Source organism: Neobacillus sp. NPDC093182, assembly GCF_044754045.1.
In genome coordinates this window covers 108,355-130,888 of record NZ_JBIVOI010000002.1, presented here as the reverse complement: position 1 = coordinate 130,888, position 22,534 = coordinate 108,355, and the positions used below count along the sequence as shown (strand labels likewise).

The following is a 22,534-nucleotide window of genomic DNA, read 5'->3' as shown; positions in this document are numbered from 1 at the left end:
CTTTTCTAAAAAAGTTAGAATTTTATAAAAATATATTTGGAATTACAATAAAAGTGTAAAGAAGATTTACAAAAACGTAAGAGGGGGCAATAAAAAATAAAAGTTTAAGCATGTTTATTTCAAAATGTAACCGTTAACAAGCGTTTAAAAAGAATTGTAACAATGGAGGAGAATGATCAATGAATGTTTGGCAACCAACTAGCCCATTAGGAGGATTACCATTTATTAAGAATGCAAGTTCAAAACGTGAATCTAGTTAAGACCGCACAGGGGGAAACAGAGATTTTGCTGTAGTAGAACCTGGTGCAACGGCCGTAATGGCTGATATCAAAGGAGCAGGATGTATCAAACATATTTGGATGACAACAAGATGCTATGCCCCTCAATATTTACGAAAGCTTGTGCTCGAGATGTATTGGGATGGGGAGGAAAATCCAAGTGTACGAGTTCCTTTTGGTGATTTCTTTGGAATAGGACATGCTACTTGTAAGCACTATGTTTCCCTTCCATTAAGTATGGTGATGGGGGAGAAAAGAGGCCCTAAAGGACCATTTGCAGCCTCAATGAACTGTTATTTTCCGATGCCATTTGCGGATGGTGCGAAAATCCAATTATTCAATGAAAGTGAAGAAAAAGTAGAGAACTTGTTCTATTATGTAGATTATGAAGCATATGACAGCAAGGACCAAATTCCTGATGATATAGGAAGATTTCACGCTACTTGGCTTCTAATCAAGAGTATACATGGCCATGTGAGGGAGATGACATGTTCTTCATTGATGGGGAAGAATGGCCGCCATCCCTTCATGGTACAGGGACAGAAGACTACTTTAATGCAGCTTGGGGATTCCCAAGTGGTGAATATGCCGGTCCTTATCATGGAGTATCTTTGGGAAGCGATGTCCAAGAGCACTTTGGGAAATGGAGCCTTTACCGTTTTCATATTGAAGATCCAATCCGTTTTAATAAATCGATTCGTGCTACGATTGAGCATGGTCATGCAAATGATCAAGGCAATGATTATTCTAGTGTTGCTTATTGGTATCAACTTGAGCCTCATAATCCACTTCCAGAGCTTCCTCCAGTAAAAGATCGTCTTCCAAGAAGATGGCCTGAACATGGTTTGTGGGATAAATAATTTTCATCAAATATTAAGGAGGCTGGTTAAGGTGAAGAAAAAAGGAATCCTATCGATTGTTTCATTATTTATTGTATTATCTGTCTTTTTATCGGCTTGTTCCGAAGAAAAAACAGGAAGTTCCGAAACAAAAGGTGATAATAAAACCATTACGGTTCTTGTTGAAGGTGGAAGCCCGGCCTTTAAGGTTGCAAAAGAAACAGCAGCGGAATTTAAACAGGAAACAGGCTACGAAGTTAAAATTGAATCCGTTCCATATACCGGAGTCTATGACAAACTTAAGGCTGAAGTAGCTTCACAGGCAGGAGCATTTGATGTTGCAACTATCGATATTCTTTGGTTTCCTGCTCTTGCTGGCGGACTTCTACAATTAGAGGATCTCATGACAGATGACCTAAAAAATGATTTATTCCCAGGATTAGTTGAAGGCGGAAGTTATCAGAATAAGGTTTATGGAATGCCTGTATGGACGAATGCCAAAAATTTAATTTACCGTAAAGATCTTTTCGAGGATGAAAAGAATAAAGTAGATTTCAAAGCAAAGTATGGATATGACTTACATCCGCCAACGACATGGGATGAATATAGTGATGTTGCCAAGTTCTTTACTAAAGATACCGATAATGATGGAAAAGTGGATATGTATGGAACTACGGTATTTGGTGCCAACAATGGGGATGCGGTAGCTAGCTGGCTTGATCATGCAGCCCAAGCAGGTGCGAAACCATTGGTAGTTGGTGACAATGGCAAAGTTCTTGTTAATACGAAACCGTATGTTGATTCTTTACAATTTTTAGTTGACCTTTTGAAGAAAGATCAATCAGTTCCATCAGGTGCACTTGAAATGGCATCTGCTGAAACTTCTGAGCTATTTTGGAATGGAAAATCTGCTATGATGCTCGCTTGGGGTCACTTCTATGTCCCTTCGAATGATTCTAAACAATCAAAGGTAGCAGGAAAAGTAGGTAGTGCACCCATGATTGGCGGCGAAGCAGGAATAGGTGCTGTACCAGGGCCATGGTATCAGGTTATCCCTAGTTCTTCCAAAAAGCAGGAAATTGCCAAAGAGTACCTCAACTTCATTTATGAAAAGAATGAACTATTTATGAAGTCCTTGGGTGTAGCAGCGAGAAAATCTGTTTTTGAAAGCTATAGCACACAGCAAGGCTATGAACATTTGAAACCGCTGATGACGACATTAAGCGGACCTCAAACACAAAATCGTCCTGCAATTAATGAATGGCAGGAAATCGAAAGTGAAGCCCTTATTCCAGCCGTGCAATATGCACTTTCAGGAGAAAAAACACCTCAAGAGGCACTTGATTGGGCAGCGGATGTAATCAAAGATTTATTGCCGCCACAATAAACTGAAACATTTTTAATAGAACCTCTTTATGCTACTTGTTTATCCATGGAGAGGTTCTAATAAATATAAGTTACCATTTTAGTAGAAAGGAGAGGTTTTCATGAGACTGAAAAATGGGGCATTATCGACAATCTTTTTCTTTCCTGCGGGGATCTTTATGCTGGTGTTTCTGGTCTATCCAATCTTTCTTTTAATCAGAGACAGCTTTTATAAGATTGATATAATTAATCCTTCCTTACGAGAATTTGTTGGTTTCGCAAACTATACAAACTCTTTAACTTCCGAACGTTTTTTAAAAGCGCTTTGGAACACAGTTGTTTATATAGGAGTAGCGGTGGGTTTAGAGTTTTTTATTGGGCTTATCCTTGCTTTACTACTAAGTAATGCGTTTAAAGGAAGCCAATTTATTCGGACCCTATTGTTAAGTCCATTAATGCTGGCACCTTTAGTTACAGGTATTATATGGAAATTTATGCTTAATGATCAATTCGGCATTTTCAACTGGGGGCTTTATAAACTAGGCATACTTTCTGACCCGCATCAAATACTCTGGTTATCAGACTCCCGTTTTGCACTCTATTCGACGATTATCGCAGACATCTGGTTAACTACGCCTTTCATTATGCTCGTTCTATTAGCAGGTATAAAAGGAATCCCCAATAGTTTATATGAATCTGCTGAAATTGATGGGGGCAATAAATGGCATAAGTTCCGATATATTACTTTTCCTTCTCTTATCCCAGTAGCAACAGTAGCCTTATTAATTCGCATTATTGATGCTGCTAGAACATTCGATATTGTCTGGGTGCTAACGCAAGGGGGGCCAGGCTTTTCTTCCGAATTGTTAAGTACCTATATGTATAAGACATTGACTCGTTATGGAGAAGTTGGGGAGTCAAGTGCCATGGCAGTCATCTTTATCCTCATATTATTAGTATTAAGTTCTTTCTTCATTACAAAGATGTGGTCACCTAGGAGAAGACATTCATCATGATAGGAGAGGTGAAATAGATAATGACCCACATGCCAATAAAAGAGACGATGCTTAAAAAACCAGTAAAGTTTGCAAATTTTCATGTTAAACATAAAATATGGACGCTGATGGTATTGGTGGTCACATGCTTACTAGCTTTATTATTCTTAGGCCCGTATATCTATCTACTATTAACATCATTGAAACCATCCGCTGAGGCAGTTACGGTACCACCGACTTTATGGCCCTCGAAATTCTCACTAGAAAATTATGTTAAAATGTTCGATTATTTGCCTATAGGAAAATATTTCTTTAATAGCTTAATAACCGCCGGTGCTAGCACCATTTTAAGTGTATTCTTTGGTGCCATGGCTGCATATGGGATTTCTAGGTTTTCCTCCATAACAGGAAGTTACTTTTTGTTATTTACGTTAGTGATCAGAATGGTACCAATGATTAGTATTGCGATTCCGATGTATATGATTGTAAAAAGTATGGGATTGATTGATACCCATTTTGCCTTAATCTTGGTGTATACCAGCTTAAATGTCCCATTTGCCATTTGGTTAATGTTAGGTTTTTTTGACTCGGTTCCAAAAGAATTTGATGAAGCGGCTAGGGTGGATGGATGCAGCTGGATCGGGGCCTTTATCAGAATTATTCTTCCAGTGTCACTTCCTGGACTGGCAACGACTGCTATCTTTACTTTTATGTTAGCTTGGAACGATTTCTTGTTCTCGTTACTCATGACCAGTACGAATGCCAAAACGGCGACAGTAGGAATTTCAGAATTTTTAACTGCTTATAATCTTGATTTAGGGCCAATGACTGCCGCTGCCATCTCATTTAGTCTGCCTGTTATGATATTTTCCTTTTTCGTACAGCGTTATATTGTAAGTGGCATGACTTTAGGAGCAGTAAAAGAATAACGACTTGATTTTGAATGAAAAAAAGGCAGGTGTCCATGGGGACGGTTCTAATGGTCACTCTAACAAAAGCTTAGAACCACCAGAACCGTCCCCATGGCTCCAGCTATATCAAGGAAAAAGTAGTTTATGAACAAACACACTTAATTGATAGGAGAATTTATTTATGGCTAGTAAAAATTATTACGACGTAACAGAGTGGCCTGTCGGTAATCCGTATGAGGATATTGGTGAGGTAATCAATAGCATTATAGCAGATATTAAAAGTAGGCAAACCGACACTGATGTGAATAAAGGCGGAAAGCCGGGCGCGGTTATCTATATTCCACCGGGAGATTATCATCTTGGCAGTCAAGTAGTTATAGACATCAGTTATCTTAAAATTATGGGTTCTGGACACGGGTTTACATCTTCGAGTATTCGTTTTAATACATCTGAGAATGAATGGGCGGATTTGCATGAATTGTGGCCGGGAGGAAGTCGCATACTCGTAGATATTCCCCTAGAAGTAAATGACGAGGAATATAAAGGAGCTGCATTTTATGTTGAACGAAGTGGAAATCCCCGAATAAGTTCGGTAGAGTTTTCTGACTTTTGTATTGATGGTTTGCATTTTAATGAAGATGGTTCAGGAGAAACAAATCCGGAAAACACATACACTAACGGGAAAACGGGTATTTATGTTGCAAGTGCTTGTGACTCATTTCGGATTACAGGCATGGGGTTTGTGTATTTAGAGCATGGAATTACTATTTATCATGCAGATGCACTGACTATACATGATAATTTCATAGCTGAATGTGGTAACTGTATAGAACTACGAGGTTGGGGACAGGCTTCAAAAATAACCGATAACTTGATAGGAGCCGGTTTTAAAGGATATTCAATTTACGCTCAAAATTTTGGTGGACTTTTGATTACAGCGAATAACGTTTTTCCACGAGGTGCGAGCAGTATCTATTTTGATGGTGTGACACGTTCTAGTATCACAAATAATAGACTTCATTCATTTTATCCAGGAATGGTGGTATTCAGGGAAAATTGTTCGGAAAACTTGGTTTCTTCAAATCACTTTTTACGTGACCATGAACCTTGGACTCCTTTTCTGGGAATAGACAATGGTTTAGATGATTTGTATGGTCTCCTCTATATCAGTGGCAATAATAATTCTGTAATTGCTAATCACTTTTCTGAAGTAATTAATACTCAGAACATCAAGCCGGTAGGTGCAACACCTGTAATCATACGTATTGTTTCGGGTAATGGAAATTATATTTCTAATAATCATGTTGTTGCCACGGAGGTTCATGCCAAGGTAAGTGATTCTTGTTTCTCTGCGCAAGTAGAAGCCTTGTTGACTACCGAAGCATCAGAGCCGCTTACCGTAACAACAGTATTGGTAGAAAAAGAATCGCTTCAAAATACGATTCTTGATTCGGGAAGTGATGCACAGGTTGTTATGGACAAGAATGTAAATGCATTCAGAGCCACTCCAACGCCAGGAGCATAAATAATATATTCAACTATGTATTTGTGGTAGTTTTTGTTCCAAAGTTTCAATTGCAAGTCGGACACTTGAATTATTTCTTTTGTCATTTAATTTTTGGGGTGCTTCCTAGCGATGCTGTTGTAGACTGGAAGGATACTTCAGGATTCTTTAATGGGAAATAAAATATAGTGATAACCCTGTTTTAGTGAATGAGGAAAAAGTCGATTTTCGTGATCCAAAGGTGTTCTGGCATAAACAAACTAATAAATGGATTATGGTTTTGGCAGCTGGGGATGGCATGGACATTTACAGCTCTCCTAATTTAAAGGAGTGGCACTTTGAAAGTTCGTTTAAAGGACACCCAGGAGGAGAAATGTTTGGGGTTTGGGAATGCCCAGATTTATTTAACCTGCCAGTGGAGGGTAACCCAAACGAAACGAAATGGGTTCTTCTTATAAGTCACGGAGATAAGCCAAACAGTAATTATGGTTCCAGAACACAATATTTTGTTGGCGATTTCGATGGACATAGCTTTACGAATTATGGATCGAACCCCAAAGTGAAATGGCTTGACAGCGGCAAGGATAATTACGCTGGAGTCAGTTGGTCAGACACAGAAGATGGCAGAAGAATTTATATAGGCTGGATGAGCAATTGGAGGTATGCAAATGAAACACCGACTCAAGGATGGATAGGTGCGATGACCCTTCCACGTGAACTATTTCTGACTTCTAAGGGCATGTTGATCGAAAAGCCGATAAAGGAGCTGGAAATCCTCCGTGAGGAACCTATCCACATTAAGAATCAAATGCTGTCACAAGAAATAGATTTCCTTTCGAAACTTCAAGGAGCGGCTTGCGAAATTATAGCAGAATTTGAGTTTGAAGAAGCAAAGGAATTTGGAATAAAAGTGTTTAAATCAGCTAAAAAAGAAACGGTAATAGGGTATAATGTTGAAAAAGAGGAAATGTATATTGATAGAAGAAACTCGGGTGAAACCTCTTTTAATAGATTCTTTTCATCGTTCGATTGTGCAGTGGTTAACACCAAATTATCGGATAAAATTCCTGATCGTTCTTCTATTGAGGTTTTTGCAAATAAAGGTGAAATAGCCATGACCAGTCTGATTTTTCCAGACTCATTAAGTAAGAGTCTTGAATTGTTTTCGATTGGCGGGAATGTAAAACTACTCTCTCTGAATGTCTATCGATTAAAGTCAATTTGCTCATCGTGATTTTGCTCATCCTCAATTGAAATAAGAAATTTTTACTGGATTGGACTTGACCGATGGACAGTGAACGAATCAATTTTTCTATCATCAGGATTAGTACGACCATAGACAAAATTCCTAAACTGGAGAAACCAAATGGCTAAACTAATGAGACTCATCGACTCTCCAATCAAGCGTAAAATTATCTTATTAGCTTTGTTTTCTGCACTAATCCCTTTACTTGTTATTGGTCCTTTTACGTTCATATATTTTAATAAAGTAATAGAAAATAAAGTATCTACCACGATTGATAACTTTTTAACTATTGTCGATTGGAATATTAATGCTTTTGGAAGCAGTGTAGAGAATATATCTAATGACATCTTTCTATCAAATGAAATTCAATCCTATTTAACCTATAAAAAAACGGATGCAATGTTATTCAGATTAGAGACGTCATCTCTAGAAAACTTGAATAATGTTACGGTGGTAAACAATCCCTATATTAATGCCATCTACGTTGGGAATGAAAATCATGGCTTTTTAAAAATAAACCGTGGTGAACGGAATTTGAAAAATGACATCTATCAAACGATAAAAAAATCCAATATCTATCCGCGTCTACTCAGCAGCCAATGGCAGGGTGAATGGTTAAATGGCAGTAATTTAAAACTTGTTAAAGATGGCAGCCATTCTTTACTTTATGGAAGAAATATTCGAAATCTTGGAACGAAGGAACAAATGGGGGTGGTTCTGATAGATCTTGATCCAGCTTATTTTGAGAATATGTTTAAAGATAGTAACCCTCCAGGCGATATTTTAATATTGGATGGAGATAAAATTTTGTTCTCTAGTAGCAATAACACTTTCTCATCCCCTCAGGTAGCCAAAATCATTCAAGGTCGTGAGAAAAGCGGAACCATTAAAAAAGTAATGGATGGAACACAGTATTTCTTTAATTATCATACAAACAAGAAAACAAATTGGGATGTTGTCAGTATTATCCCCTATGAGAATATTGTTCGCGAGGTCAATCAACTGCGCATGGTAACGATTTCTTTATTAGTGATGGCGTTAATGTTCTCCTTAATTATTGCCTTATTTATTACCAGGAGAATTACAAACCAGTTAAGTTTGCTGCGCATGGTTACTGAAAAAATGGAAAAACGAGAGACCGTAGTGGGTGTTCACTTTAATAATGAGGATGAAATTGGAGAGATTGGGAACCAGATTGTTCACCTTTATAATTGGAATAATGATTTAACAAAAAGGTTATATAAATCACAGATTAAGGAAAAGGAAGCAGAGCTATTAGCTTTGCAAAGCCACATTAATCCACATTTTTTATATAATACGTTGAACACGGTATTTTGGATGGCAGAGAAAATACAGGCGAAACAAATATCAAAAATTGCAATTAACTTATCAAAAATCTTTAAGCTTACCTTAAATGGTGGAAATCATATTACCTCCGTAAAGAATGAAATGGAACAAGTAAAAAGTTATTTGGATATCCAAAATATTCGTTTTGATAATAAAATCCACTTCACAGTTACGATAGAACCTGAAATCATAGATAAAAGCATCATTAAATTGCTGTTACAACCCATTGTAGAAAACTCTGTTTACCATGGGTTAGAACATCAGGAAAGCGGAACTATCATGATTGAAGGCAAAATGGTGGAGGATGGTCTACTTTTCATTATTCGTGATACCGGAAAAGGATTTGACATGAATGAAGTAGATATTAACAAAAAGGGTTATGCTTTGAAAAATATTAATGAACGTTTGAAACTTTATTATGGAAAAGAATATGGATTAAAGATTGAGAGTGAAGTTGGAAAGGGAACTATAGTCTATCTTAAGGTTGGCCTAAAGAATGACGGCATCATCCATGACAATCTTTAAGGAGTTTCTATAATGTATAAACTTTTAATTGTTGATGATGAAAAAATTGTAATTGAAGGGTTAAAATTAGCAGCTAATTGGCAAAATCATCAGATTGAAATTGTAGGATCTGCCTCAGATGGAGAAGAAGCTCTTAAAGAAATTATGAACAAAAAGCCTGACATTGTGTTAGTAGATATAAGAATGCCAAAATTAAATGGATTGGATTTAATTAAAGAAACAAAGGTTCTTAATCTAGATATTGTCTTTATCATTATAAGCGGATATTCGCATTTTGATTACGCCAAAAGGGCTATTCAACTCGGGGCAATCGATTATCTAGTGAAACCTATTGAAGTGGAAGAAATTATTAGTTCTATTAAAAACGCCATTTTAAAACTAGAAAAAATAAAACTTGAAAAACAAGCAACTGAGCGGATTAATGAATATCAAATGGCTTTAGAAGAAAAGCGTGTTCTTGATTACATCTTAGGCCAAGGATTTGTCGCCAATGAAAAGGAACAAAAGTTAAACAGTTTTTCTTTTTTAAACATCGGATTAAAAGGGTTTGATTGGGAAGCTTCATATGCCAGTGAAAAAATCCAAGTTTCCTTAGAACGTGTAAAAAACCTATTTGAAAACAGGAAAATAGAGAGTTTTATCTATACGATTGATGGTGAAATTGTCATCATGTTTTCAAACGCTGGATCAGATCTTAGGAATGACTTGGTTCAAGATCTTGTTTCGTTGATCTATCATGATATGAGAATTAGACCGATGGTTGGAATCAGCAATGTTTATGAAACTATTTCTGACATAAAGAAAGCTTACAGCCAAGCAAAAGAAGCACTGAAAAATGGTATTTTTTTAAACCAGTTAGTAACCTATTATAAGGAATTAGAATCTATCAATCATTCATTGGGCAATCGCATTATTGAAAAAATAGATACATTTTTTAATGAAAAAAGACAAGATATTCTTAGCAACATGAATGTTTTCATGGATAATGTTTTTCTTGATTGCCAAAAGAGCAACCTGCCTCCTGAAAAGTCAAAATACGTATGTTTTAAAATTGTTAATCATTTTTTGGAATATATTGAAAGTGAATATGAAGTAAATAAAAGTGGCGGCGAAAGATATGCATTTTACCAAGAATTAAATCAGTTACAGTCTCTTGAAGAAATCAGAGTGTGGCTTGAACAATTTATTGAGCGTTCAACAGCTGTTTTAAATGAGAACCACGTGTCCTATAATGAAAAATTAATCATCGATTTAAAAAGCTTCATAAATGCTAATTATAAGGAACCAATCGTTCTAGATGATTTAGGCAAGCTGTTTCATAAGAATCCTGCCTATCTATGCAGCTTGTTTTCTAAGGCAGTAGGCAACACCATCTTTGAATATATTACAAAGGTGAGATTAAATAATGCCAAAAAACTGTTAAGAACCTCAAATTTAAAAGTATCCGAGATTTGTAAACAGGTAGGCTACGAAAATCAAAAATACTTTAATCAAGTATTCAAGAAAAATATCGGAACCACCCCAGGTCTCTACCGTTCACAGCACATACTAAAGTAAATGTTGGTTGGCAGTCTGCCGGTAAAAACGATGTTTTTCTAGTAAAAAGGACTATCTACGTCCGCATCTTCCAAGACTTCAATTTCAAATAAGTACAGTCGGTTTTTCTTTTTATTGCTAACCAGAAAGGAACGGTATTTTTCTCGAGAAAGGATCCCTGGTCTTATACGAGTCTTTTAATAAAGTTCATCAAAATCCATTAGTTCGTGTTCTCGAACCAAGTTCAGCAAGATTTCAGCATATTAACTGCAGGCGGTACAAAGGCTAATTCTTTGCGGGAGAGTGTCTCGCAATTTCCGATTGGGTCATTATCGTTATATAATAGTATATGAGAATTCCATAAAACTCCCTACGAGAGGGGTGTTAGACATAGCGGTTACAATTAAGGATGTTGCAAAGCTTGCGAATGTTGCTCCGTCAACAGTCTCAAGAGTGATTGCCGATAGTCCGAGAATAAGTGAAGCAACAAAGCGTAAAGTAAATGAAGCAATGGGAAAGCTCGGGTACCATCCAAACTTAAATGCAAGAAGTCTTGCGAGTCAATCGACACAAACCATTGGGCTTGTCATGCCGAGTTCAGGAGATGTCGTATTTCAGAATCCCTTTTTCCCAACCGTATTACAAGGAATTAGTGAAGGGGCTCATGAAAAAAAATACGCTTTGCATATGACAACTGGAAAATCAGAAAAGGAAACACTTGAAGCAGTGGTTGAAATGGTTCAGGGAAAAAGAGTAGATGGGATGATTCTACTAAAATCTAAGGTGGAGGATAAAATTATCTCCTATTTACTAAAAAGAAATTTTCCATTTGTCCTTATTGGTAAACCTTATAAAAATGTAGAAGAAATTACCCATGTTGATAACGATAATTTTCGTGCCATGCAAGAAGCTACCGAACATTTAATCATGCAGGGCCATCATCAAATTGCCTTTATAGGTGGATGTCTTGAGCTTGTGGTAACGGTAGAGCGGTTACTTGGTTATGAACGGGCATTACGAAATGCTGGTATTGAATTGAAAAATGAATATATTATTCATGAAGAATTTTTACGTGAAGGCGGTCAAGAGGCTGTTAAAGAGCTCATGTCACTAGAAAATCCACCTACTGCCCTCGTGGTAGTTGACGACTTTATGGCTTTAGGTGTCTTGAATACACTAGATGAGTTAGGAATCAGCGTTCCAGAGGATATTTCCATTGTCAGCTTTAATAACGTACTTCTTTCAGAAATGGTGAAACCCCCGTTAACATCTGTTGACATCAATATATTTGATCTTGGCTATCAAGCATCAAAGAACTTGATTCAAAAGATTGAAAACAGTAACGAACCAATAAAGCGCATTATCATTCCTCATAAATTAATTGAAAGATCATCATGCTGCCATCTAAAAAACAAGTAAAATCCACGAAAGCCCCTAATTTTAATAGGGCTTTTGCTGCTTTAATTGGAATTGCTTATTTTTACCAAAAACAAGCATAAAGACCCATAACCAAACCTCTTAATGAGTAGAAATGTCCTATTCTTTGGAAAATACAGATAATGAGATAATACATTCTAAGGAAGCGTTTGCAATTATTTGTGCAAACGATTGCCCAGAAACAATTTAAAAGGGAGTTGAATGTATGAAGGGTAAATCGAGAAAGATTATAAGTTTCATAACTCTTTTTGTTTTATTTGCGCAAACGATTGCTCTTGGATTTATTAATCCAATTGAATCAAACGCGGCAGAACGTGTGGTAACGCTAGTGGGGAATCTACAGGATGAACTTGGCGGGTCAGGTGAATGGAATCCGGCTGATGCCTCAACAAGAATGACCCTTCAGGAAAATGGAAAGTACAAGCTGAAAGGCACGCTTCCTGCAGGAAACTATGAATATAAAATTGCGATTAATGGTTCATGGGATGAAAACTATGGAGTAAACGGGGTTCCTGGCGGCGATAATTATAAGCTGTCTCTTGATCAGGAAAAACAAGTCACGTTTATTTATGATGATGTTTCCCACAAAGTTTCTGTTCCTGTAGAGCTGCCAGACGACCAGAAACCAAGGATTGTGGGAGATATCCAGCCTAAGCTGAACGCTGGTGGAGAATGGGCGCCAGGTGAATCAACTGCTATTTTAAAGGATGAAGACCTCGACAACATTTACACCTATTCAGCACAAGTGCCGAAAGGAAAGCATGAATTTAAGCTTGTTCTTGGGAACAACTGGTCTGCTCCGGCGTATCCAGCCAATAACTTTGTTCTGAATGTAGTAAAAGACACGATGGTTACATTCTTCTATAACCATGATACAAAGGAAGTGTACACCGATTATGATCCTGGTTTGCCAGATGGCAATGTCCAAGGAGATAAGCTGTTTCACGAAACTTGGGATCCAGCTTACAGGTCACCATTTGGGGCAGTAAAGGCAGGGGATACGGTCAAGATTCGACTCCAAGCGAAGAAAGGCGATTTAACCGCTGCAAAGGTTCAGCTAAAAAACTACAACACTGGTAATACCATCATGGTGGAAATGGAATATGCCGGATGGGTTGAGCTAAATGCTGCACCAGTAGAGTTTTGGGAAGCTGATATAAAGCCGGAAGAAAAGGGCGTTTATGGATATAAATTTATTGCACGTGACGGAGAATTTCAGAAGGAATACGGTGAAGATATTACTGAAGGTGGAAAAGGGACAACTTCTGATGCCAATGCTTCTCTATTCCAATTAACGGTTTTTGATCCAGCGTACAAAACGCCAGATTGGATGAAAGAAGCGGTCGTGTATCAGATTTTTCCGGATCGCTTTTTCAATGGAAATAAAAAAAATGACTATGCCAAAGATACAGCACGCGGTGATGAGCCAATTGAACATCAAGAATGGAGCGAACTTCCAGACAACCCTCGTGAAGCTAATTCCGAAGGCTATACTGGAGATGAAATTTGGTCCAACGATTTCTTCGGTGGTGACATTGCTGGAGTTCAAAAGAAGCTCGATTACATTCAATCTTTAGGGGTCAACACACTTTATCTAAACCCAATCGCTTATGCATCATCGAACCATAAGTATGATGCGACAGACTACAAGGAAATCGATCCAATGTTTGGTTCTCCAAAAGAATTTGAGGCTTTCACAAAAGAATTAAAGAAACGGAAAATGCATTTAATTTTAGATGGCGTGTTTAACCATGTCGGTGACGATTCCATCTATTTTGACCGTTATGGAAAATATGAAACGGTTGGTGCTTATGAATACTGGTCAGCGATTTATGACCTTGTCAATAAAGGAGTTATAGAAGAAGAGGCAAAGAAACAAGTGGAAGAAAAATTAAAGGCAGAAGGACAAACCTTTAGCCCATACGGTTTCCACAACTGGTTTAACATTGAAAATGTGAAGGTTGATGGTGTTTATAAATACCAGGCATGGTGGGGCTTTGATTCATTGCCAGAAATCAAATCGATTCCTGGAGAAGTGGTGGACTATCCATCAGAGTTAAATAATAAGCAGTTTGCTAACTACATGATGTATGATGACGATTCTGTTGCCAAATCGTGGTTGGATCGGGGTGCAACAGGCTGGCGTTTAGATGTTGCGAACGAGGTTGATCCAGAATTTTGGCGCGAATTCCGTAATGAGCTTAAGACCGGAAAGAAAGATGAACCGCTGATTCTAGGTGAAATCTGGGATGATGCTTCTGAATATTTCCTTGGCGACTTATATGATTCTGTTATGAATTACCGATTCCGAGGTGCTCTTATCGATTACCTAAAAAATGGAAATGCCGAAGGGGCAGAAAATCAGTTGAATGCGGTATATGAAGATTATCCGAAAGAAGCATTTTACTCCCTGATGAACTTAATGGGCTCGCACGATACCCCTCGCGCAGCGTTTGTGTTAGGTAATGGAACCGACTCCTTTGAACGTGCAGAGTACGATAAAAATTACAACCATCAACTCGGAATTCAACGCCTAAAGCTTGCCGCAACCCTGCAAATGGGTTATGCTGGTGCACCGACTGTTTATTACGGCGATGAAGCGGGTGTTACAGGGTCGAAGGACCCCGATGACCGCAGAACTTATCCTTGGGGTAACGAGGACACCGATCTTGTAAAACATTATCAATCAATTGGAAAAGTAAGAAATACCTACCATGACCTTTTCAGTTACGGTGATTTAAACCATCTTTATGCAAAAGGCGATGTGCTTGCTTTCTCCCGTTCAGACAAAAAGAACTTCGCTGTTATATTAACAAACAGAGGCAATGAAGAAAAGACGGTTGCACTTGATATAGAAGATTTATTAATCAATGGTGTAAAATTTACCGATCAGCTTGATAACAAGTACACAGTGGTAACGAAGGACGGAAAGCTTACTGTCACGATCCCAGCGATGAGCGGGCGCATGCTTGTGTCTGATAAGGGGCAAAATCTGAAACGTCCAGCTGCCGTCACGGGATTAACCATCGAAGAAGGGAGCCGCTCGGCCACTTTAAAGTGGGAAGGTGATTCAGCAAAGTATGCCATTTATCAAACTACTATTTCTGGAGCATTTTATAAAAAAGTAATGGAAACGTCTGCGAATACGGTCACCATCGATGGTTTAGACAATGGCCGCAACTATTATTTTGCCGTGGCAGCACTTGATAAAAACGGGAATCCTTCTGATAAAGCAGCAACAGAGAATGCCGTTATTCCACATGTTGAGTTAACAGATGGAAATCACCAGATTACGAACGTAACATCACTTGAAACGGGGATCATTGACCTTTCGAAGCCGCAGACGGTCACAGCGAATATCTTTGTACAAGGTGAAACAGAAGCAGGCCAGATGGAAGGCTTACAGGTAAAGCTCGAGGTAAAACAACCAGGTAATGAAAACTGGACTGCCTATAAGGCTTCTTATACCAATCAACAGGAAACGATGAATGTCTATAGTGCCAATTTCCTTCCATTAAGAGAAGGAAGCTATGAATATCGCGTTGCTTTTTCAACCGACCTTGGCCGAAACTGGGTCACGAGTGAAACGCAGGAGGTACGTTTTATAAAAGGGGAAGATACGATTGATCCGGCTGATAAAGTAACGTTAGATCAGCCTGTGCAGGAATCGGGACAGGTCAATCTATCATGGAAGCTGGAAGGTGTGAAAGATCCCTATATGATTGCCTTAGTCCGCGATGGTGCGATCATCGATATGTTGTTTGACCCAACCAAGCAATCCTACAAAGATATCAATGTCTCGAATGGAAAGCTGTATTCCTACGAAGTGCACGTGTATGATCAGGCTGGGAATGTCGTTAGATCAAACGCTGTTGCTGTGACGCCTGAACTTATAACCGTTAAGGTGACCTTTAAAGTCAACGCACCAGCGTACACTCCACAGGGAATCAACATTACGATGCCAGGAACGAAAAATGGCTGGAATACGGGCGCATGGGAAATGACACGCGGTGGCGCAGTCACAAATGATTATGAGTATACAATCGAAGCACAGGAAGGGGAAGTGCTAACTTACAAATACGTCAAAAATGGCTCTTGGGAGCAAGAAGGTTTAGCAGACCACACTCCATTGAACCCAAATGATGATGACGTAAGTTACTATGGTTACGGAGCAACGGGAACCGACCTTTCTTTAATCGTAACCAATCAAGGCGGTAACCAAATGGTGGTTCAAGATAAAATCCTCCGTTGGATTGATATGCCAGTGGTCGTGACTTCTCATACTGATGGGCAAAGCGTCACCGCGGACAGCATCACCATTCAGGGAAATGCGATTAAAGAAGGTGTCCTTACCATTAATGGCGAGCCAGTAACAATAAAAGACGACATGACCTTCTCCTATAATATTGTGCTAAAAGAGGGAGAAAACAAATTGACCATCCACATTGAGCCATCAGACGAAAACAAATCAACTATCTTTAAAAATGATGGCGGTGCCATTGCCAAAGCTACGAAAACCATTCAAATGACGATTTTTAAAAATTTATGAAAAGACTCTCTCTTCCAAGAATTATGGATATACGCATGTCAAGTAGACAGTAGAAAAAAGGACCCTCTTGATTTTTAGGGACTCACACCATGCGGGTGTGAAGAGATTAGCCAAATACACTGGTCGTTGCTTAAGTAATCTTAAAAAACAAATAGAAGCAGGTAAGAGAAAAAAGAAGTGCGATTCCTGCACTTCTTTTTTCAATGGATCTGTTATTTTACTTTCTTTGTTCTTTTTTCGTTAACAGCATCTTGAGACTTTACCGCCTTTGGCGTTGTAACGGGCTTCCTGTGCTTCACAGAAAAATTCTTTTCTAGATTTCACAGAATCGCTGGGATGGTGCTTTTTCATATGCTCGACGTATGTTTCATAGCTAGGAACGCCGACAAGAAGACTGAGGAATTGCTTTCTGTATGAAAGGATTTCTTTTAATTTGTTAAGCATAATTTTTCAAATCTCCTCCGTCACGAGGCACTGGTGGTGTCTCATGTAATGGTAATTTGTGGTTTTTAATAATTTTAAACCAAATCTTAATCGCAGAAATTAATACTACAATGACAACCGCCATAAAAATAGCACATAGCGTGGCATCAACATAATCATTTATAAGAACTTGTTTCATTTGTGCCGGTGATGTTGCAGGTGCTAGTACTTTTCCATTGTTATATGCCTCTTTAAAAATCTTAGCATGGGCAAGGAAACTGATTTTTGGATTTTCATGAAATAATTTTTGCCAGCCTGCAGTTAAAGTAACAATGAGCAGCCATGTTGTCGGAAGAAGTGTTACCCAAACATATGCTTTTTTTCCCATTTTATAGAGAATCGTTGTACCGAGCAGCAGGGCAATAGCAGCCAACATTTGGTTTGCAATACCGAACAGAGGCCATAGTGTATTTATCCCTCCGAGCGGGTCAATAACACCTTGATATAAGAAGTAACCCCAAAAAAGGACGCATAGCGCAGTTGCAATAATATTTGGAATTAAAGCATCCGTTCTAGCAAACGGCTTATAAGCAGTACCAATAATATCTTGAATCATAAATCGACCAACACGTGTTCCTGCGTCAATCGTAGTTAAAATGAACAGTGCTTCAAATAGGATGGCGAAATGGTACCAAAATGCCATTAACGCCTTTCCGCCAATTACATTTGAAAATATTACAGCCATACCAATTGCAAGCGTGGGTGCACCGCCAGTTCTTGAAAGAATGGTTTGCTCACCAACGTCAGTTGCGAGTGTTTTTAAATCATCAGGAGTTATAGTAAAGCCCCAGCTGGAAACCGTAGTGGCAGCTTGGACAACATCCGTACCAATTAAGGCAGGTGGACTGTTAATGGCAAAATAAATACCAGGTGTCAATACACAGGCAGCAATCATTGCCATGACAGCAACAAAAGATTCTGTAAGCATTGCTCCATAACCGATTGGACGGGCGTGTGACTCACGTTCAATCATTTTAGGTGTTGTACCCGAGGAAACCAAAGCATGGAACCCCGAAACAGATCCACAGGCAATTGTAATAAATAAGAATGGGAAGAGATTTCCTGCAAAGACTGGGCCTGTACCATCAATGAATTTTGTAACACCAGGCATTTCAAGATTCGGTGCAACAATAATGATTCCTATTGCTAGTCCAAAGATAGTCCCTACCTTTAAAAACGTACTCAAATAATCACGTGGTGCAAGAAGAAGCCAAACAGGTAAGACAGATGCAACAAAGCCATAAATAATCATCATGATAGCTATCGTTTCACCTTTAAAGGTAAACATCGCTGCTAACGTTGGATTTTCCGCAACTGTTTGTCCGAAGATTAGTGAAAGAAGTAATAATACAATTCCTATGAGGGAAGCTTCTCCAACACGCCCTGGACGAATATAACGCATGTAAATTCCCATAAATATCGCAATTGGAATGGTAGCCGCGATTGTAAACATTCCCCACGGACTTCCTACTAATGCTTTCACAACTACCAATGCTAAAACAGCTAATAAAATAACCATAATTCCTAAAATACCAATCATTGAAATAAGACCTGTTACACGTCCCATTTCGTCCTTAATCATTTCACCGAGTGACTTACCATTTCGTCGCATAGAGCCAAAAAGAATAATAAAGTCCTGTACAGCCCCAGCTAAAACAACTCCGACTACAATCCACAGTGTTCCAGGTAAATAGCCCATTTGCGCTGCAAGAATTGGACCCACTAATGGTCCAGCACCGGCGATGGCAGCAAAGTGATGTCCAAATAGCACCCATTTATTTGTCGGAACATAGTCTTTGCCGTCGTTATGTATTTCTGCAGGTGTTTTACGTTTGTCATCAAGCTGGAACACCTTATTCGCAATAAACCTGCTGTAAAAACGGTAGGAAATTGCATAAACACAAATAGCTGCTGTTAAAAGCCAAATTGCATTAATGCTCTCGCCGCTATTTAAGGCCATTACTGCAAAACCTGCTGCTCCAAGGGCTGCAATTAATCCCCATATAACAATCGATTTAAGCGCTTTCAATTTTATCGCCACCTTTTCCATATTATACCGATATTTTATTTTATAATTTAGAAAATTAAAATAATTAATTATACCTATTATGAGCACAATTCTGACAAAGTATAAAAATACAAAAGGCAGCCGAATGGCTGCCCTTCTTTCAATCTATAATTCTTGGATGTTCTATTACGTTATATTTTTAGCACTTGGGCAGATAATTTTTCGTTGAGCACAACCGATAAGTAGTCATCTACAGTTAAGAACAGCAATCCGTTGCCTTCGAGTTTTTTCGAGTTTCCTAGAGGAACCGTTCTCTTTATTAATTGTGCATATAGCTCAGGCTCTGTCAAATTTCGTTCAAAGTTTTTGTTGGCAATATCTTTTATGAGCGCAAGTGCACCGGAAATATGCGGTGTTGCCATCGAAGTTCCAGTTAGTTTTGCATAAGATCCGTTTAAATACGTTGAAAGGATTTCCTCACCCGGAGCTACTAAGTCGACTTCATTATTCGAATTTGAAAATTCTGAAGAACGGCGGTGCAGATTAATGGCTCCGACGCTGATCACTTCATTGTAGGAGGCAGGATAGGAGAATTCATCTGAAGAATCCTGTCCATCTCCTTCATTACCAGCGGCACAAACGACCAGAATTTGATTATCAACGGCGTTTTGAATCGCCTGATGCAACTCAGGTACATCCTCAGAACCGCCGAGGCTCATGGAGATGATATCCACCTTTTGTTCAACTGCATAGTTAATTCCATTTATAATCCAGTCGTATTGTCCTGATCCATTTTTATCAAGCACCTTTAAAATCAATAAACTTGCTTCTGGTGCAACACCAATTACTCCGTTATTGTTTTGGGTGGCAGCTATTGTGCCAGCCACATGAGTTCCATGACCATTATAGTCAGTGTATACATCAGGATTTCCATTATCATCATCCGTGAAATTCCGTCCACCGATAATCCGCTCACTTAAATCAGGATGGGTAACATCGCAGCCCGTGTCCAATATCGCAACCGTGATTCCCTTACCCTTCGATTTCTCCCAAATTTTTGGAGCCGAAATAAGTTCAATACCTTTTGGCACCTCAGACACCGTTTCAACCACTGCATTCACTTGATACGGAATTAAATGTAATCTTTGCTTCATTTGTATCCCTCCTGACAGAATTTGTTTTCTGTGTATTCTAGGAAGTTACTGATAGTTTAACAATTCAGAATATATTTAACCAGTTACTATAGTCGTGTTTTTATCGAACTAACGTTCTTGTTGGACGCAATCTACTAGTCATATTTATTAAACTAATTTATGGTTTAACTAAAGGCTGTAACATTATTATCTAGCTTGAAAGAATCTTAATAGAAATAGCATAAATGTTATCCATTCTTATAATGAAATCCCAAACCCCTATGTTAAGATAATGCAAAGCCAATTTGATCTATTGGCTAAACATGAACCATTTTTTTTAGAATGGTTACATGTATAATAGGAGGTCTTTTTATGAAACGAAAAATACTTGCAATGTTGCTTATAATAACAATGTTTATCTCTATTCCTTCTATCAGCTTTGCTGATGCAGTAGAAGGAGATGTTATTGTTTCATTAGGAGAAAACCTAACGGAACAGCAAGAAAAAGATATGTTAGCAGAGTTAGAGGTACCGGAAAACGCACAAATGATTACGGTGTCCAATAAAGAAGAGCATGATTATTTAGGGGAGTTTATTCCTAAGTCACAAATTGGTTCCCGTGCGATTTCATCAGCGAGTATTACTATGGGAGCTAAAGATTTCGGATTAGAGGTTCAGACAAACAATATTACATGGGTTACGGATGAAATGTATATCAATGCCTTGACTACAGCCGGTGTAAAGGATGCAACCATACAGATTTCTGCTCCGTTTGAAGTATCAGGTACAGCTGCTTTGACAGGCATTATGAAAGCTTATGAGGCAACAACGAATAAAGAAATTCCGGAAGAAATCAAAAAAGTGGCGAATGAAGAAATGGTGAAAACCGCACAGCTTGGTGACTCGATTGGAGCTGACAATGCTGCTTCTCTCATGGGAAAAGTCAAGGATGAAATCGCCAAGAATGAACCGAAAACAGAAGCTGACTTGCGTGCGTTAATTGAACAAGTGGCAGCAGAGCTGGGGATTACATTAACAGATGCAGAGTTAGATATGTTAGTAGACTTCTTCAACGAACTGAAGGCTATGGATATTGACTGGAATCAAGTAAAAGAACAATTAAGTGTTACGTCAGAAAAAATCTCTACATTTTTGCAGTCTGAAGAGGGGCAGTCATTTTTACAGAAACTGCAAGATTTCTTAAATCGCTCACTTGATGCGATTCGTGCCAACTTTGCTTAATAAACCCTTAGAGAGTGCACTGTAGCCGCCTAAAGTGGTTACAGCGCACTCTCTATTTCGTATTCGTGTTAATAGTTTTCCTCGTGCCAGGCACCAACTAGGTATCTGGTAAACATCGACTCTGTATGTTTAAATAGAAGGGAATCTTATTTAAAGCAGGCGGTGAAACCAAATGGATGAGAAGGATTGTTTGCTGTTGCAATACTTACATAAGGATCAAAATTTAACAAAGGCAGCGGAGCATCTATATATGACACAACCTGCTTTAACGTATCGTATACGGCAAATAGAAAAGGAATTTCAGGTTGAAATCTTTTCTAAGAACGGAAAGAATATTAAAATGACCCCTGCTGGTGAACATTTGGTTGAATATGCAAAAAGAATTCTGATCGATTTACGAAGGACGAAAGAATTTCTAATTAATATGGGAAATGAACTTACCGGGAGCTTGAAAATAGGGGTTAATAGTCACTTTGGATTGTATAATCTTCCTGCTATTTTGAAGTCTTATATGAATATGTTTCCGAATGTTCAATTAAATGTAGATACAGGTTTTAGTACAGAAATTATGGATTCACTTTTGGATGGACAGATTGATATTGCGATCGTGAGAGGGGATTATAACTGGTCGGATCAAAAATTTCTCCTTAGCGAAGAAAATGTATGTATTATCGCCAATCAACCGATTGATTTAGGGAAACTTCCTCAAATGCCGATGATTAATAGAAAAGAGCCAAAGGTTCTTCAAAAATATAAGACCAGCCCTTATTATCCCTATGACCAAAGCGTTGAATATTGGTGGAATGAAAGGTTTGTAGCCCCCCCTTTGATTACGATGCAAGTTGATAGCTACGAGACTTGCAGAGAGATGGTGAAAAAAGGGCTTGGCTATTCGATCATACCGAGTGTTTTTCTAAAAGATAGTGACGGATTACATTATTCAAATTTGATTTTTAAAAACGGACAGGAAATGAAAAGAAGAACATGGATGTATTACAGAGAAGCCTCGGTAAGTTTGGCAACAGTAGCTGAGTATGTTCGTTATATTAAAAAAATATATGAACAGGAAAAATTGAACTAAAAGAGAACACGGTATAAGTGATTCTCTTTTTTTTGCTTAAAAAATGTTTAAATAA

The 22,534-nt window shown here is 38.3% G+C and carries 14 protein-coding genes and 1 pseudogene; 12 read left to right on the top strand and 3 right to left on the bottom strand.

The window, feature by feature from the left end:
• The first annotated feature begins 317 nt into the window (after positions 1-317).
• From ACIQAA_RS05225 to ACIQAA_RS05180, 10 genes and pseudogenes are all read left to right on the top strand, one after another.
• Positions 318-1,138 (top strand): annotated as a pseudogene (locus tag ACIQAA_RS05225) (glycoside hydrolase family 172 protein).
• A gap of 31 nt (positions 1,139-1,169) precedes the next feature.
• The gene (locus ACIQAA_RS05220) at positions 1,170-2,504 is read left to right on the top strand and encodes an ABC transporter substrate-binding protein (protein WP_402615913.1); all 1,335 of its coding nucleotides are present in this window, start codon (positions 1,170-1,172) and stop codon (positions 2,502-2,504) included.
• A gap of 100 nt (positions 2,505-2,604) precedes the next feature.
• Complete coding sequence (locus ACIQAA_RS05215) at positions 2,605-3,498, top strand: carbohydrate ABC transporter permease (RefSeq protein WP_402615910.1); 894 nt, start codon at positions 2,605-2,607, stop codon at positions 3,496-3,498.
• 20 nt (positions 3,499-3,518) lie between these two features.
• Positions 3,519-4,406 carry a carbohydrate ABC transporter permease gene (locus ACIQAA_RS05210; protein ID WP_402615907.1) on the top strand — a complete coding sequence of 296 codons (888 nt, stop codon included), beginning with the start codon at positions 3,519-3,521 and terminating at the stop codon, positions 4,404-4,406.
• A gap of 163 nt (positions 4,407-4,569) precedes the next feature.
• Positions 4,570-5,913: a NosD domain-containing protein gene (locus ACIQAA_RS05205; protein ID WP_402615905.1), complete on the top strand. Its 1,344-nt coding sequence runs from the start codon at positions 4,570-4,572 to the stop codon at positions 5,911-5,913.
• A 157-nt stretch (positions 5,914-6,070) separates the two neighbouring features.
• Positions 6,071-7,126 carry a glycoside hydrolase family 32 protein gene (locus ACIQAA_RS05200; RefSeq protein WP_402617068.1) on the top strand — a complete coding sequence of 352 codons (1,056 nt, stop codon included), beginning with the start codon at positions 6,071-6,073 and terminating at the stop codon, positions 7,124-7,126.
• Between the two features lie 132 nt (positions 7,127-7,258).
• A complete protein-coding gene (locus ACIQAA_RS05195) occupies positions 7,259-9,010 on the top strand; it encodes a sensor histidine kinase (RefSeq protein ID WP_402615903.1) in 1,752 nt (583 codons plus the stop codon).
• A gap of 12 nt (positions 9,011-9,022) precedes the next feature.
• Positions 9,023-10,567 (top strand): response regulator, encoded by a 1,545-nt coding sequence (locus ACIQAA_RS05190; protein WP_402615901.1) that lies wholly within the window; start codon positions 9,023-9,025, stop codon positions 10,565-10,567.
• A 369-nt stretch (positions 10,568-10,936) separates the two neighbouring features.
• Positions 10,937-11,965, top strand: a complete 1,029-nt coding sequence (locus tag ACIQAA_RS05185) for a LacI family DNA-binding transcriptional regulator (protein ID WP_179602689.1) — start codon at positions 10,937-10,939, stop codon at positions 11,963-11,965.
• A 223-nt stretch (positions 11,966-12,188) separates the two neighbouring features.
• Positions 12,189-16,532, top strand: a complete 4,344-nt coding sequence (locus tag ACIQAA_RS05180) for a pullulanase X25 domain-containing protein (protein ID WP_402615898.1) — start codon at positions 12,189-12,191, stop codon at positions 16,530-16,532.
• A 240-nt stretch (positions 16,533-16,772) separates the two neighbouring features.
• Here ACIQAA_RS05180 and ACIQAA_RS05175 read toward each other — a convergent pair whose 3' ends face one another.
• The 3 genes from ACIQAA_RS05175 to ACIQAA_RS05165 all read right to left on the bottom strand — a co-directional run bounded on the left by ACIQAA_RS05175 (position 16,773) and on the right by ACIQAA_RS05165 (position 20,177).
• A complete protein-coding gene (locus tag ACIQAA_RS05175; protein WP_402615895.1) occupies positions 16,773-16,976 on the bottom strand; it encodes a YbdD/YjiX family protein in 204 nt (67 codons plus the stop codon).
• A complete protein-coding gene (locus ACIQAA_RS05170; RefSeq protein ID WP_402615893.1) occupies positions 16,969-19,044 on the bottom strand; it encodes a carbon starvation CstA family protein in 2,076 nt (691 codons plus the stop codon). Before ACIQAA_RS05170 ends, ACIQAA_RS05175 begins: the two co-directional genes overlap by 8 nt.
• Before the next feature lie 170 nt (positions 19,045-19,214).
• Positions 19,215-20,177: a S8 family peptidase gene (locus tag ACIQAA_RS05165; protein WP_402615890.1), complete on the bottom strand. Its 963-nt coding sequence runs from the start codon at positions 20,175-20,177 to the stop codon at positions 19,215-19,217.
• Between the two features lie 351 nt (positions 20,178-20,528).
• Between ACIQAA_RS05165 and ACIQAA_RS05160 the strand changes: the two genes are divergently transcribed.
• Both ACIQAA_RS05160 and ACIQAA_RS05155 read left to right on the top strand, forming a co-directional pair.
• Positions 20,529-21,398, top strand: coding sequence for a DUF1002 domain-containing protein (locus tag ACIQAA_RS05160; RefSeq protein ID WP_402615887.1), 870 nt, complete (start codon positions 20,529-20,531; stop codon positions 21,396-21,398).
• Positions 21,399-21,570: 172 nt separating this feature from the next.
• Positions 21,571-22,479, top strand: coding sequence for a LysR family transcriptional regulator (locus tag ACIQAA_RS05155; RefSeq protein ID WP_402615884.1), 909 nt, complete (start codon positions 21,571-21,573; stop codon positions 22,477-22,479).
• Positions 22,480-22,534 lie beyond the last annotated feature (55 nt).

Coding starts and splice junctions, on each gene's coding strand:
- ACIQAA_RS05215 (WP_402615910.1), top strand. CDS start 2,605: ATGAGACTGAAAAATGGGGCATTATCGACAATCTTTTTCTTTCCTGCG.
- ACIQAA_RS05210 (WP_402615907.1), top strand. CDS start 3,519: ATGACCCACATGCCAATAAAAGAGACGATGCTTAAAAAACCAGTAAAG.
- ACIQAA_RS05205 (WP_402615905.1), top strand. CDS start 4,570: ATGGCTAGTAAAAATTATTACGACGTAACAGAGTGGCCTGTCGGTAAT.
- ACIQAA_RS05195 (WP_402615903.1), top strand. CDS start 7,259: ATGGCTAAACTAATGAGACTCATCGACTCTCCAATCAAGCGTAAAATT.
- ACIQAA_RS05190 (WP_402615901.1), top strand. CDS start 9,023: ATGTATAAACTTTTAATTGTTGATGATGAAAAAATTGTAATTGAAGGG.
- ACIQAA_RS05180 (WP_402615898.1), top strand. CDS start 12,189: ATGAAGGGTAAATCGAGAAAGATTATAAGTTTCATAACTCTTTTTGTT.
- ACIQAA_RS05175 (WP_402615895.1), bottom strand. CDS start 16,976: ATGCTTAACAAATTAAAAGAAATCCTTTCATACAGAAAGCAATTCCTC.
- ACIQAA_RS05165 (WP_402615890.1), bottom strand. CDS start 20,177: ATGAAGCAAAGATTACATTTAATTCCGTATCAAGTGAATGCAGTGGTT.
- ACIQAA_RS05160 (WP_402615887.1), top strand. CDS start 20,529: ATGAAACGAAAAATACTTGCAATGTTGCTTATAATAACAATGTTTATC.
- ACIQAA_RS05155 (WP_402615884.1), top strand. CDS start 21,571: ATGGATGAGAAGGATTGTTTGCTGTTGCAATACTTACATAAGGATCAA.